Genomic DNA, 14446 nt, shown 5'->3' with positions numbered 1-14446 from the left:
TACAACACAACATTCAAGAAAGGGTCAAACCTAATGATCCCACTGATTTCCCAGGCACCCGGCGAAATACCGCTGGTATTGAATTATTTAAAAGCACTGGAGCAACAAGGCTTTACCGGCGATACCGCGACGCGCTACGCCGACAGGCTGACGATGGCGACGGATAACAGTATCTACCAGCTTCTTCCCGATGCAGTTGTTTTCCCGCGCTCCACGGCCGATGTGGCGTTGCTGGCACGTATTGCGGCCGAAGAACGTTTTCAATCCTTGATTTTTACGCCGCGCGGCGGCGGGACTGGCACCAATGGCCAGGCGTTAAATCAGGGCATTATTATTGATATGTCGCGCTATATGAACCGCATCATCGAAATTAACCCGGAAGAGGGTTGGGTGCGCGTAGAAGCGGGCGTTATCAAAGATCAGCTTAACCAGTATTTAAAACCCTACGGCTATTTTTTTGCCCCTGAACTGTCGACCAGTAACCGTGCGACGCTGGGGGGGATGATCAATACCGATGCCTCCGGGCAAGGTTCGCTGGTGTATGGTAAAACCTCAGACCACGTCCTGGGCGTACGCGCCGTCCTGATGGGGGGCGATATCCTCGATACCCAGCCTGTGCCTGTGACGCTGGCTGAAATGCTGGCCAAAGAGCAGTCGGCGGCGGGGCGAATTTACCGCACCGTTTTTGAACGCTGTCGTGATAATCGCCAGTTAATCATCGATAAATTCCCAAAACTTAACCGTTTCCTGACCGGCTATGACCTTCGCCATGTCTTTAACGACGAAATGACCGAGTTTGACCTCACGCGGATTCTGACCGGCTCCGAAGGGACGCTGGCCTTTATTACCGAGGCGCGCCTGGATATCACGCGGCTCCCGAAGGTACGTCGGTTGGTCAACATCAAATATGACTCCTTTGATTCCGCACTACGCAATGCGCCGTTTATGGTTGAAGCCCGGGCCATGTCGGTTGAAACCGTGGATTCGAAGGTGCTGAATCTGGCGCGGGAAGATATTGTCTGGCATTCGGTCAGCGAATTGATTACCGATGTTGCCGATAAAGAGATGCTCGGGCTCAATATCGTCGAATTTGCCGGGGACGACGAGGCGCTGATTGAAAGTCAGGTTGCCGCGCTGTGCCAACGTCTTGATGAACGGATAGCCCAGCAAGAAGGCGGGGTCATCGGCTGGCAGCGCTGCGATGCATTAGAGGGTATCGAACGTATTTACGCGATGCGGAAAAAAGCGGTGGGCCTGCTGGGCAATGCAAAAGGCGCGGCGAAACCGATTCCTTTTGCCGAAGATACCTGCGTGCCGCCGGAGCATCTGGCGGATTACATCGTGGAGTTCCGCGCGCTGCTTGATAGCCACGGTCTAAGCTACGGGATGTTTGGTCACGTTGACGCAGGCGTGCTGCACGTTCGTCCTGCGTTGGATATGTGCGACCCGCAGCAGGAGATCCTGATGAAAAAGATCTCCGACGATGTGGTGGCGCTGACCGCCAAATACGGCGGCCTGCTGTGGGGAGAACACGGCAAAGGTTTCCGCGCCGAGTATAGCCCGGCCTTCTTTGGCGAGCAGTTGTACAGTGAACTGCGCAAAGTCAAAGCGGCATTCGATCCGCACAATCGCCTTAATCCGGGGAAAATCTGTCCACCGGAAGGGATTGATGCACCGATGATGAAGGTTGATGCGGTGAAGCGCGGCACTTACGACCGGCAGATTCCGATTGCGGTACGCGCATCCTGGCGCGGCGCGATGGAGTGCAATGGCAACGGTTTGTGCTTTAACTTCGATGTAAACAGCCCGATGTGCCCATCGATGAAGATCACCAATAACCGTATGCACTCCCCGAAAGGGCGCGCGACGCTGGTGCGTGAGTGGTTACGTTTGCTGGCCGACCGCGGCGTTTCACCTGAACAGCTGGAAAAAGAGCTGTCGGAAAAACGTCTTAGCCTGCGCGCGCTGGTCGAGCGCACGCGCAATAGCTGGCATGCCCGCAGAGGCGAATATGATTTCTCGCATGAAGTGAAAGAGGCGATGTCCGGCTGCCTGGCTTGCAAAGCCTGCTCTACTCAATGTCCGATTAAAATCGATGTGCCGGAATTCCGTTCTCGCTTCTTACAGCTGTATCACACTCGCTATTTGCGGCCAGTGCGCGACCATCTGGTGGCAACGGTCGAGAGCTATGCGCCATTGATGGCGCGAGCGCCGAAGACCTTTAACTTCTTCATGAGCCAACCGTGGATGCGCAGGCTGTCAGAAAAGCATATTGGCATGGTCGATTTACCGATGCTGTCCGCGCCGTCGTTGCAAAAACAGATGGTGGCGCACCGCTCGGCGAACCTCACGCTTGAACAACTGGAAACGCTGACGCCTGAGCAGAAGGCGCAGACCGTGCTGGTGGTACAAGATCCGTTTACCAGCTATTACGATGCGCAGGTAGTGGCAGATTTTGTCCGCTTGATCGATAAACTGGGTTATCAGCCGGTGTTGTTACCGTTCTCACCGAATGGTAAGGCGCAGCATATCAAAGGCTTCGTCAATCGTTTTATGAAAACAGCGCAAAAAACGTCAGATTATTTGAATCGGGTGGCTGCGTTGGGAATGCCGATGGTGGGCGTCGATCCGGCGCTGGTGCTGTGTTATCGCGATGAATATAAACAGGTTCTGGGCGATAAACGCGGCGATTTCAACGTGATGCTGGTTCATGAATGGTTGCCACAGGTACTGGAAAGCTCGGCGTCTTCACAAGCTGCGGGCGAGCCGTGGTATCTGTTTGGTCACTGTACGGAAGTGACGGCACTGCCGACGGCGACAAAACAGTGGGCCGCTATCTTTGCGAGCTTCGGGGCGACGCTTGAAAACGTCAGCGTAGGCTGCTGCGGCATGGCGGGTACCTACGGTCACGAAGTGAAAAACCATGCGCATTCGCTCGGCATCTATGAGCTTTCCTGGCATCAGGCGATGCAGAGGCTGCCGCGTAACCGCTGTCTGGCGACGGGCTACTCTTGCCGTAGTCAGGTGAAGCGGATTGAGGGTAACGGCGTTCGCCATCCATTGCAGGCTTTACTGGAGATAATGGGATGATCTGGAAACGACAAACGACGCTGGCTGCCCTCAACGCGATGGGGGAAGGCAATATGGTTGGCTTACTGGATATTCAGTTCGAACGTATTGCTGAGGATTCACTCGAGGCGACCATGCCGGTCGATAGCCGAACGCATCAACCCTTTGGCCTGCTGCACGGTGGCGCATCGGTGGTACTGGCGGAGACTCTGGGATCGGTTGCCGGATATTTGTGTACCGAAGGTGAAGAGCGGGTGGTGGGGCTTGAGGTGAACGCTAACCATATTCGCTCTGCACGCAGCGGGCGAGTGCGCGGCGTTTGCAAGGCTTTGCACGTTGGACGTCGGCATCAGGTCTGGCAGATTGAGATCTTCGATGAGCAGGAACGCTTATGCTGCTCATCGCGTCTGACGACCGCCGTGGTGAGTTAGGATAGATTGCCGGATGGCGGCTACGCCTTATCCGGCCTACAGCAATAAGTAGCCCGGCCAAGCGTCAGCGCCGCCGGGAACCGCTCCGGCACCACCGTTATTACAACCCATCCAGCACAATATCCAAATTCATCAGCCCGTAGCCCGGCCAAGCGTCAGCGCCGCCGGGAACCGCTCCGGCACCACCATTATTGCAACCCATCTGGCACAACATTCAAATTCATCAGCCCGTAGCCCGGCCAAGCGCAGCGCCGCCGGGAACCGCACCGGCACCACCATTATTGCAACCCATCTGGCACAACATTCAAATTCATCAGCCCGTAGCCCGGCCAAGCGCAGCGCCGCCGGGACCGCACCGGCACCACCGTTATTGCAACGCATCCGGCGCAATATTCATATTTTTCAACACCGGCCCCATGATGTTGCCGAATATCGGTGCCGCAACCGAACCGCCAAAGTGCGTGCCTGCCGTCGGATTATTGACTACCACCACCAACGCCACTTCCGGGTGGCTGACCGGGGCAACGCCTGCGGTATAGTTCACGTAACCACCATCATATTTTCCGCTATCGCCAAGCTTTTCTGCCGTACCGGTTTTGGTGGCCAACCGGTATCCCGGCACCGCCGCGCGCACGCCGCTCCCTCCGGGGAGAACGTCGCTCTCCATCATTCTCACGACCGTTTTTACAATTTCCGGGTCGGCAATCTGCTGCCCCAGCACGGGCGGCGTCACTTTGGTTATCGACAACGGACGATAAATACCATACGACCCCATGGTGGCGTATTCTCGGGCAATCTGTAGCGGCGTCACGCGCAGACCGTAGCCGAAAGAGAAGGTGGCGCGTTCGATGTCGGCCCACTGCTGGCGATGAAGCGGGAAATAGCCCACGCTTTCACCGCTTAGCCCAAGCTCAGTAGGCTTACCGAGACCAAATGCCTGATAGGTATCCACAAGCGCCTGTGCAGGCATGGCGAGCGCAATATGGGAAACACCAATATCGCTCGATTTTTGCAAAATACCGGTCGGCGTCAGTTGAGGCCAATGACCCACATCGCGGATCAGGTGCCCATTGACGCGATACGGAGTGGTATTTAGCAACGTATTAGGCTGGATGATATTTCGCTCCAGCCCTTCAATGATCACCAGCGGTTTGACCGTTGATCCGGGCTCGAAGCTATCGTTAATTGCCACATCGCGCATCTGGGTCTGGGTGGCATTATCAAAGTTGTTCGGGTTATAAGATGGGTAAGAGGCCATCGCGAGGATCTCGCCGGTATCAATCTTTACCAGCACCGCCGCACCAGAATCCGCTTTATTCAATAACACGCCGTCACGCAGTTTGCTGTACAACGTGTACTGGTCGAATTTATCGATACTCAGCTGTACGGTCGGTGCCTGTTTTGGTGCATCATAATTTAATACACTGATAATACCGCCGGAGCCATCCTTACGATAAATCTCTTTTCCCGGTTCCCCTTGCAGAATATTGTCGTAGCCTTTTTCGACGCCATTCAGCCCGATATTATCAGCACCCACGATGCCAATTAACGGTGCGGCGGATTCCCCCATCGGGTAATAGCGGCTGTCATCATAAACTTCGCTAATTCCTTTCATATGCAGATTCGCAATATCTTTAGCGATACCGAGTTCGATTTTGCGCCCAAGAAATAGAAAATGGCGATGTCCATTTTCATAAATTTTGTTGGCGATTTGATCGGCGGTGGTATTGAGCGCGGAGGCAAGATACTGCCATTTGGGATCGTGGAAGTTAGGGCTGGCTGCCACAATTTTCATCGGATCGGCCACGATATCCCGCGATGGCACGCTCATGGCGAGCGCTTCGCCGTTACGGTCGACCAGCGTGCCACGGTTTGTTGGCAGCACTACCGTTCGTAACGAACGCTGATCGGCCTCACGCGCCAGCATGGGGTGGTTCAAAAACTGCAAATCGGCCACCCGAACTAATAAAACAGCAAGACAAAATAGAATACCCACACAGAGTATTATGTAACGAGATGTAATAAATGAGTCTTTATTTTTCTTTTCTGTTGAGTTTCTTTTCATTTGTAACATTAAACCACGTGAGTATTATTTTTTATTATCAGATTCCAGTCCATCACGATAATGGCGATCGTAATGATACCGTAGAAATATCAATTTTCAGGTGAACTGGAGAAACAGTTTACAGATAATGTCATTGATAACAAGTCATTAAGTTGACAGGTTATTTCAAAACCGCTTGACGATAAATGGAAGGTAATTTGTAACTTTCGATTAAAGAAAGGGGAGCCTAAACAGCACAAGGGGTTTTTACTTACGTCATGTTTTGATGATTTAAATACGTATCCGCAGCATTATCAGATTTATCTGCGCTAAGTGATGGATGTTTAATCACAGCCACTGTTACCGTGAAAACAATTAACACTGGTAATTATTTCGTGAGTCATTATTGCGGGTAGTTTTCACGAGTAACGCGGTGTCACTGGCAATATTTTTTATCGCTGATAACCCCTTAAAACAGGTCGATTTTGTTGCGGTATCTTCGTTTCCCGCTTCTGTGGGCGCTTGATAGCTACGCATTATATGTATACTGTATATAAATACAGTATCTTGGTTTGGCGGTTATCATGCGTTTTTTTACTTTTTCTGAACTGCGCGAAGTCGTTGCGCTGCCGTTGTTTTCAACCTCTGTTTCGTGCGGTTTTCCCAGCCCCGCGCAGGACTATGTTGAACAGCGAATCGACCTCAATGAGTTGCTTGTCCAGCATCCTTCGGCCACCTATTTTGTTAAGGCCTCCGGTGACAGCATGATTGACGGTGGGATTAGCACCGGCGACCTGCTGGTGGTCGACAGCGCCGTGACGGCAAAGCACGGTGATATTGTGATTGCGGCGGTGGACGGAGAGTTTACCGTTAAGCAGCTACAGCTGCGGCCTGTTATTCAACTTAATCCAATGAACGATGCCTATAGCCCGATTATTATCGGCAGCGACGGTATCCTCGATATTTTTGGGGTAGTGACGGGTATTATAAAAATGAGACGTTAGTGCGATAGCCTAAGATTTATTATTGAATAAGTGGAGCAGCACAGTGCACTATCATTTTAATTTTGATGGAAAAGCGCGTTGTATGGTGTTATTGCCACTGTTGCAAAATGTAAAAAAATAAGTTGTTGTTTGCCGAGCACTGCCTACTCTTTATATGTACCTGAATGCTAAACACAGACCGGAGCTTTTAAACGGTCCAGATAAATAAAGAGGGGCATAATGAAACGAAAGCTTATCGTCAAAAGCCTGGCGTTAGCCGGGCTGATGTCGACAATTATCCTTCCGGCTTATGCGGAGGTGTCACCAAAAGAAGCCACTGACACCACTCAAAAAGCCAACGATGCGCTCTACAATCAATTACCTTTCTCTGACAATACCGATTTCACTAATGCCCACAAAGGTTTCATCGCGGCACTGCCTACCGATGTGATTAAAGGTGAGCAGGGGAATGTTATCTGGAACCCGCAGCAATATGCCTTTATAAAAGAGGGTGAAAAATCGCCAGCGACGGTCAATCCAAGCCTCTGGCGCCAGTCTCAGTTGATCAATATCAGCGGCCTGTTTGAAGTTACCGACGGGGTCTACCAAATCCGTAATCTCGACCTCTCCAACATGACTATCATCGAAGGTAAAGAAGGGGTGACCGTCGTAGATCCGTTGGTCTCCGCCGAGACCGCAAAGGTTGGGATGGATCTCTATTTCCAGAATAGGGGTAAAAAACCGGTGGTTGCCGTCATCTACACGCACAGCCACGTTGACCACTATGGTGGCGTGCGCGGCGTTGTCGATGAAGCCGATGTAAAAGCCGGAAAAGTGAAAATTTACGCGCCTGCCGGTTTTATGGAAGCCGCCGTCGCTGAAAATATTATGGCCGGTAACGTAATGAGCCGCCGTGCCAGCTATATGTATGGCAACTTGTTGAAACCTGATGCGAAAGGTCAGGTTGGCGCGGGTCTTGGTACGACAACGTCAGCGGGAACCGTGACCTTGATTGCCCCAACCAATATCATTGAGAAAGACGGTCAGAAAGAGGTGATTGATGGTCTGACCTATGACTTTATGCTGGCGCCGGGTTCAGAAGCGCCGTCTGAAATGCTGTGGTACATCGAAGAGAAAAAACTGATTGAGTCCGCAGAAGATGTGACTCATACCCTGCATAACACCTATTCGCTGCGTGGCGCGAAGATCCGTGAACCGCTGCCGTGGTCGAAGTATATCAACGAAGCGATCGTGCGTTGGGGGGATAAAGCTGAAATCATCATGGCTCAGCACCACTGGCCGACCTGGGGTAATGACAATGTCGTTAACTTGTTGAAAACCCAACGCGACCTCTATCGTTATATTAACGACCAGACGCTGCGTATGGCCAACGAAGGTCTGACGCGCGACGAGATCGCCGCTAACTTTAAGTTACCTGACAGCCTTGCCCATACCTGGGCTAACCGTGGTTACTATGGTTCCGTCAGCCATGACGTGAAGGCCACTTATGTGCTGTACCTTGGCTGGTTCGATGGTAACCCGGCAACCCTCGACGAGCTGCCACCAGAAGAAGCGGCGAAGAAATTCGTGGAATATATGGGCGGTGCCGATGCCATTATGACGAAGGCAAAAGAAGATTTCGCACAGGGGAATTACCGCTGGGTGGCGCAAGTTGTCAGCAAGATTGTCTTTGCCGATCCTCAAAATCAGGATGCACGTAATCTGGAAGCCGATGCTCTGGAACAGTTGGGTTATCAAGCCGAATCTGGGCCATGGCGTAACTTCTACCTGACGGGCGCACAGGAACTGCGTAATGGTGTAGTGAAAGGGCCAACGCCAAATACCGCCAGCCCGGATACGGTAAAAGCGATGACGCCGGAAATGTTCTTTGACTATCTGGCCGTGCATATTAACGGTGAAAAAGCGGGTACAGCGAAAGCGGTATTTAACATTGATCTAGGCAACGATGGCGGTAAGTACAAGCTGGAACTGGAAAATGGCGTCCTGAACCATACCGCAAATGCGGAGGCGAAGGACGCAGATGCCACGCTGACGCTCGATCGCGCAACCCTGAATAAGATCATCTTGAAAGAGGAAACCCTCAAACAAGCTGAAGATAAGGGTGAGGTGAAAATTAGCGGTAACGGTGCGAAGCTCGATGAGATGCTCGGTTATATGGATAAATTCGAGTTCTGGTTCAATATTGTTACACCGTAATATTCTGTGCCAAAAAAACTGCCTACGGGCAGTTTTTTTATTTATCGTATTTCTACGTGAGCGGACCACGTGACTGATATCAATAACTCCGCCTCAGCGAACAATCATTACTATCGAGATTTTACAAGGTTAACTATGCAAATCTTACCACCGGTGCGTCCCGAACTCAGTATACAGCGATTAACCGAAGTTCTGACGCCAATAGCCGAGAAAGTTAAAGTTGTACCGAGAAAACGGATGCTGTGGACCTATAAAAATCAGCCGCAATTGTATCTGTTTCTCGAAGGTGAACTCTCTATTCTCAGGGCCTCTGATGGATTACTGATTGTTACCGTATATGAGCCGCATCTGTTTGGTATTGCAGAGATGATTCAGCCAGTAAGAGGGCATTTATTACGAGCTGAAACAGAGTCGACAATACTGCGAGTCGATGCGCAAACGGCGATGGACGTTTTTCGTCAGCAAGGGCTGTGGGAAGATGTCGCGTCCTTATTGTCATACCACACGGCTTATCTGTTCTATCGTGATGCGCTTGTCGTGCAGCAAAAAACCTATTCCGTTATCCGTAATCACCTGGTCGAGATGAATTTACTGCCGGAAGAGTCGAGAATGCGAGTGTCGATTCTTGATTATATTCAGGAGCGCACGCACCTGTCCCGCAGTAGCGTCTTGAATGTGATATCGGCATTGAAAAAAGGTGACTACATTGATTATCAGCGGGGTGGTTATCTTACTACAGTAAAAAATCTCCCGGAGCGATTCTAGAACTGTCCAGAAATAAATAAACAATCGGTTATCAGCGCCAGCGAAAAAATTTATTGTAGCGCCACTTAGTAGCATGTAACGACTAATGGCAAGTCTATAATAGGAAAATCATGAAGAAGACGCTTATTACACTGATTATTGCGAACGCATTAACCGCCACTACCGCATTTGCCGCCGCCGATGCCGGTACCTGGTATACCGGGGGGAAATTTGGCTGGTCACATTATTTCGATACCAGCGCGTCCCAGCAGTCCAATACTGAGGGGCAAAAGTATGGGGATGTCAGATTTGATAGCGATAATGTGGGCGGCGGCGTATTTACGGGCTACCAGATTACTCCCTGGCTGGCAGTGGAAGGCGGCTACGATTATTTAGGTAATATGCAGTTCAATGGTAAGAACGGGGCTTCGGGTTCGCAAATGAAGAGTCAGGGCCTGCAACTGTCGCTGAAAGCCAGCTATGGTCTGACGGATAGCTGGGATCTTTATGGGCGTGCTGGAGCGATGGGATATCGCGCAGAGTCCGATATTAAAGGGCATAACCGCTTTGATACCGGTGTCCGCCCGGTTGTTGCAGTGGGTACGGAATATGCCTTTAACAAAAACTGGGCCGGGCGCGTTGAATATCAGTGGGTGAGCAATGTGGGCAATGAAAACCAGATTGGCGTCTCAAGCGATGTCAGTTCCGTGACGGCCGGTCTTTCTTATCGCTTTGGTCAACATGATGACAGCCCGGTTGCTTCGGCCCCAGTCACTGCCCCAGTGCCAGCCCCCGCGCCACAGCGTTTTAATTTAAAATCTGATGTCATGTTTAGCTATGATTCAGCGACATTGACCCCGGAAGGTAAAGCCGCAATTGCGCAGCTTTACCAAAACCCGGGCTTGCAGCCTGCGAAAGATAAAACGACGGTAGTGATTGGTTACAGTGACCGAATTGGTGCCGCCGAGTACAATCAGCAACTCTCCGCACAACGTGCGCAAGCCGTGGCCGATGAATTAGTGATGCTGGGGATGCCGGCTGAAAATATCTCGACCGATGGGCGCGGGGCGACTGACTCCGTGACGGGTTCTCAATGTGATGGGCAATCCGGCAGCCAGTTGATTCAGTGTCTTGCACCAGACCGTCATGTCGTGGTTGAGATTTCAGACAAGCACTAACATTCTCGCCAATTCTATCCCCCTTATTAGCCAATGAGGGGGATTTTTATTTGGCAATTAGCATATTGTGCAAGGCAAGGGCATGCCATTTTTGTTTATAAAAAAATAAGGCTTCTCAAAATCCAGAATTAAACTTTTTAGCCTTATTTTTTTAAATAAGCGAGTGGTATGATTTTTCCATCAGTTACTCTTTGCACAACCCTCGGTAATAGACCATGAACGCAATGGGAGGGCTGCGGCATTAAATCATAAAGTGAGAATCTATGAAGCTTAATAAAATAGTGAGTGGTATGGCGGTCGTGGGCATTTTTTCCACTATATTTCTTTCTTTGCCTGCGATGGCGCAGGAGATGAATAATGACGCCACCGCACATACCAAAGAGGCCAATGAAGCGCTATATAAAAAGCTTCCCTTCTCTGACCAAACTGATTTCATGAATGCACACAAAGGTCTTATTGCCGCGCTACCACCAGAGCTTATTAAAGGTGCACAGGGTAATATCGTCTGGAATCCACGGCAATATGACTTTATTAAAGAAGGCGAAAAGGCACCGGATACGGTAAACCCGAGCCTGTGGCGCCAGTCGCAGTTAATCAATATTGGTGGTCTGTTCCAGGTTACCGATGGAGTGTATCAGATTCGTAATCTGGATCTTTCAAACATGACTATTATGGAAGGGAAAGAAGGGATTACGGTTATTGATCCTCTGGTTTCGGCTGAAACGGCTAAAGTGGGGATGGATCTCTATTATAAAAATCGTGGTAAAAAACCGGTCGTCGCGGTGATTTATACCCATAGCCATGTTGACCACTACGGTGGTGTCCGTGGGGTGGTGGATGAAGCCGATGTAAAATCCGGGAAGGTGAAAGTCTATGCACCAGCCGGTTTTATGAAAGAAGCGGTCTCTGAAAATATTATGGCCGGGAATGCGATGAGCCGTCGTGCCAGCTATATGTACGGCAACTTACTTAAACCTGATGCTAAAGGTCAGGTGGGTGCAGGTCTGGGCACGACCACATCGGCGGGCACCGTAACGCTCATCGAACCTACCGATTATATTACGCATACCGGTCAGAAAGAGGTCATTGATGGCCTGACCTATGATTTTATGATGGCCCCGGGTTCGGAAGCACCTTCCGAAATGCTGTGGTATGTCGAAGAAAAAGGAATGATTGAAGCGGCTGAGGATGTCACTCATACCCTGCATAATACCTATTCGCTTCGTGGCGCGAAAATTCGCGACCCTCTGGCATGGTCAAAATATGTTAATGACGTAATCGATCGTTGGGGTGGCAAAGCACAGATCATCATCGCGCAACACCACTGGCCAACCTGGGGCAATGAGAATGTAGTGAAGCTGATGAAAAGCCAGCGCGATATGTACCGTTATATTAACGATCAGACTTTGCGTATGGCTAACCACGGCCTGACGCGCGATGAAATTGCTGCCAACTTCACGCTGCCACCAGGTCTGGCAAGCTCCTGGGCTAGCCGAGGTTACTACGGTTCGGTTAGCCATGATGTGAAAGCAACCTACGTATTTTACCTCGGGTGGTTTAACGGCAATCCAGCCACGTTGGACGAATTACCACCGGTCGATGCGGCGAAGAAGTATGTCGATTATATGGGCGGCGCCGATGCCATTATGCAAAAGGCCAAAATGGACTATGCCCAAGGGAATTATCGTTGGGTGGCCCAGGTAACCAATAAAATTGTGTTTGCCGATCCCGCGAATAAGGCGGCACGAGACCTGGAAGCCGATGCGCTAGAGCAGTTAGGCTATCAGGCAGAGTCTGGCCCATGGCGTAACTTCTACCTGACTGGCGCGCAGGAACTGCGTAATGGCGTAGTGAAAGGGCCAACGCCAAATACCGCCAGCCCGGATACGGTCAAAGCGATGTCGCCGGAAATGTTCTTTGACTATCTGGCCGTGCATATTAATGGTGAAAAAGCCGCAAATGCCAAAGCGGTATTCAACGTTGATTTAGGCAGCGATGGCGGCAAGTATAAGCTGGAGCTGGAAAATGGCGTGCTCAATCACAGTGCCAACGTTCAGGCCAGCGATGCGGATGCCTCTATCATATTAAACCGTGAAACCCTGAACAAAATTATCCTCAAAGAAGAAACATTGCAGCAGGCTGAACAACAAGGGGATGTTCGCATCACCGGTAATCACGCCAAACTTGATGAATTGCTCAGCTATATGGATAAATTTGAGTTCTGGTTTAACATGGTTACGCCTTAATCAGGAACGTCCTAGATGTCGCCTTTGGGCGACGTCTATCTTACTGAGTCTGCCAAATACTAACGTCCTCAAAAGTCTTTTGCACACGCTATGCCTTTACGATCGGCAAATCGGTATAGCGTGTGGTGTAGCGCGGCGAGAGCATTTCCCGCTTCATCTGCCAGTGTTGTTGAATACCTTGTCCGGCAAAATAGAGTGTGCCGCGCCCCTCCTTTGCGTTGAGTGTATCCAGTACCGCCATTAACTTCTGGCTATCCCTTCGTGGGGTATTTTCATCGAACAGATCGAGCTGAGCGACACCCCGGCTATAAAAATCGCCGAGCATGACACCGGCTTTTTGATAGCGATAACCCTCTTTCCAGATAGCCTCCAGGCAGCGCATGGTCGCCGCGATGATATCTCTGCTGTCCTGCGTGGGGGTGATTAACTTCACGGAGGCACTATTCGCGTAATATGGGGCGCTCGGGGTAAACGGTGAGGTTTTCACAAACGCGGAAATAAAACGGCAGTATTGATGTTCCTGTCGCAGTTTTTCCGCCGCCCGGGCCGCATAGCTGCAGATGGCTTGCCGCATGGCATCATACTCTGTGATGCGTTCACCAAAGGAGCGTGAGCAGATAATCTCTTGTTTGAGCGGGGCAAATTCTTCGAGTTCAAGGCATGGTTCACCGCGCAGTTCGCGAACGGTTCTTTCCAGCACCACGCTGAAATGCTTTCTGATAAACCGGATATCGGTCTCTGCCAGTTGTAACACGGTCTTGATTCCCATCGACTCCAGCGTCTTCGCAATGCGTCGACCAATTCCCCACACTTCTTCAACCGGCAGGGCCGCCATCAGCTTTCTTTGTCTTTCGAGGTTGGACAAATCAACCACGCCTTGGGTCTGCTGTGGCCAGTGCTTCGCCGCATAGTTTGCAAGCTTGGCCAGGGTTTTCGTTTGCGCGATGCCGACCCCGACGGTCAGATGCGTACGCATGCGTACCTTATCTTTGATTTCACGACCAAATTCGGTCAAATCGCGATACCGGCAGATGCCGCTAATATCGCCAAACACTTCATCAATGGAGTAGATTTCGCAACGCGGTAATATTTCCTCGAGCGTGGTCATGACCCGGTTGGACATATCTGCATAGAGCTCATAATTGCTGCTAAAGCAGACGACGCCGTGCTGCCTGAAGAGATCTTTTTGCTGAAAATAGGGCGCGCCCATTTTCACGAAAGGCTTCGCCTGAGCGTTACGTGAAATGACGCAGCCGTCGTTATTAGACAGCACGACGACCGGCCGTCCTGCGAGATCCGGGCGAAAGACCGTTTCGCAGGACGCGTAGAAGGTGTTCACATCGCAGAGGACAAACATAGGCGGCTCGCAGGCGCGAGACATACCGCGCTGAATGTGAGATTTCCGTTGCAGTGACGCAGCAGTGTGGAAAGATAAAACAACATGGTTGCCGCCCTAAAATATACTGTATGTAAATACAGTATTCTATGGGCTTCAGCAGATCAAGCGAAAATTGTGGGAATAATGAGATGAGCG

At 50.8% G+C, this 14446-nt stretch carries 9 protein-coding genes; 7 read left to right on the top strand and 2 right to left on the bottom strand.

Annotation, left to right across the window (positions count from 1 at the left end; translation table 11 throughout):
- The first annotated feature begins 33 nt into the window (after window positions 1–33).
- The gene (locus ACIPDS_RS04890; RefSeq protein WP_400733214.1) at window positions 34–3090 is read left to right on the top strand and encodes an FAD-binding and (Fe-S)-binding domain-containing protein; all 3057 of its coding nucleotides are present in this window, start codon (window positions 34–36) and stop codon (window positions 3088–3090) included.
- On the top strand, window positions 3087–3500 hold the full coding sequence (menI, locus tag ACIPDS_RS04885) for a 1,4-dihydroxy-2-naphthoyl-CoA hydrolase (protein ID WP_400733211.1): 414 nt from the start codon (window positions 3087–3089) through the stop codon (window positions 3498–3500). Before ACIPDS_RS04890 ends, menI begins: the two co-directional genes overlap by 4 nt.
- Before the next feature lie 367 nt (window positions 3501–3867).
- On the opposite strand, the gene ACIPDS_RS04880 is transcribed toward menI, so the two are convergent.
- Window positions 3868–5427: a penicillin-binding transpeptidase domain-containing protein gene (locus tag ACIPDS_RS04880; protein ID WP_400733481.1), complete on the bottom strand. Its 1560-nt coding sequence runs from the start codon at window positions 5425–5427 to the stop codon at window positions 3868–3870.
- A gap of 701 nt (window positions 5428–6128) precedes the next feature.
- Here ACIPDS_RS04880 and ACIPDS_RS04875 point away from each other — a divergent pair.
- The 5 genes from ACIPDS_RS04875 (at window position 6129) to ACIPDS_RS04855 (ending at window position 12912) form a co-directional block, all read left to right on the top strand.
- Window positions 6129–6548 (top strand): translesion error-prone DNA polymerase V autoproteolytic subunit, encoded by a 420-nt coding sequence (locus ACIPDS_RS04875; protein WP_400733209.1) that lies wholly within the window; start codon window positions 6129–6131, stop codon window positions 6546–6548.
- Between the two features lie 219 nt (window positions 6549–6767).
- The gene (locus ACIPDS_RS04870; RefSeq protein WP_166513814.1) at window positions 6768–8744 is read left to right on the top strand and encodes an alkyl sulfatase dimerization domain-containing protein; all 1977 of its coding nucleotides are present in this window, start codon (window positions 6768–6770) and stop codon (window positions 8742–8744) included.
- Window positions 8745–8879: 135 nt separating this feature from the next.
- Window positions 8880–9509: a helix-turn-helix domain-containing protein gene (locus ACIPDS_RS04865; protein WP_400733206.1), complete on the top strand. Its 630-nt coding sequence runs from the start codon at window positions 8880–8882 to the stop codon at window positions 9507–9509.
- A 110-nt stretch (window positions 9510–9619) separates the two neighbouring features.
- A complete protein-coding gene (gene ompA, locus ACIPDS_RS04860) occupies window positions 9620–10666 on the top strand; it encodes a porin OmpA (protein ID WP_400733203.1) in 1047 nt (348 codons plus the stop codon).
- A 263-nt stretch (window positions 10667–10929) separates the two neighbouring features.
- On the top strand, window positions 10930–12912 hold the full coding sequence (locus ACIPDS_RS04855) for an alkyl/aryl-sulfatase (RefSeq protein WP_400733201.1): 1983 nt from the start codon (window positions 10930–10932) through the stop codon (window positions 12910–12912).
- A gap of 88 nt (window positions 12913–13000) precedes the next feature.
- Here the strand turns inward: ACIPDS_RS04855 and ACIPDS_RS04850 are convergent, their stop codons facing one another.
- Window positions 13001–14269, bottom strand: coding sequence for a Y-family DNA polymerase (locus ACIPDS_RS04850; RefSeq protein ID WP_400733199.1), 1269 nt, complete (start codon window positions 14267–14269; stop codon window positions 13001–13003).
- Window positions 14270–14446: the final 177 nt, after the last annotated feature.

The organism is Kluyvera sp. NPDC087067, from assembly GCF_044745165.1.
Classification (GTDB): Bacteria; Pseudomonadota; Gammaproteobacteria; order Enterobacterales; family Enterobacteriaceae; genus Kluyvera.
The sequence above is the reverse complement of the archived record's forward strand: the minus strand, read 5'-3'. Positions and strand labels throughout refer to the sequence as shown.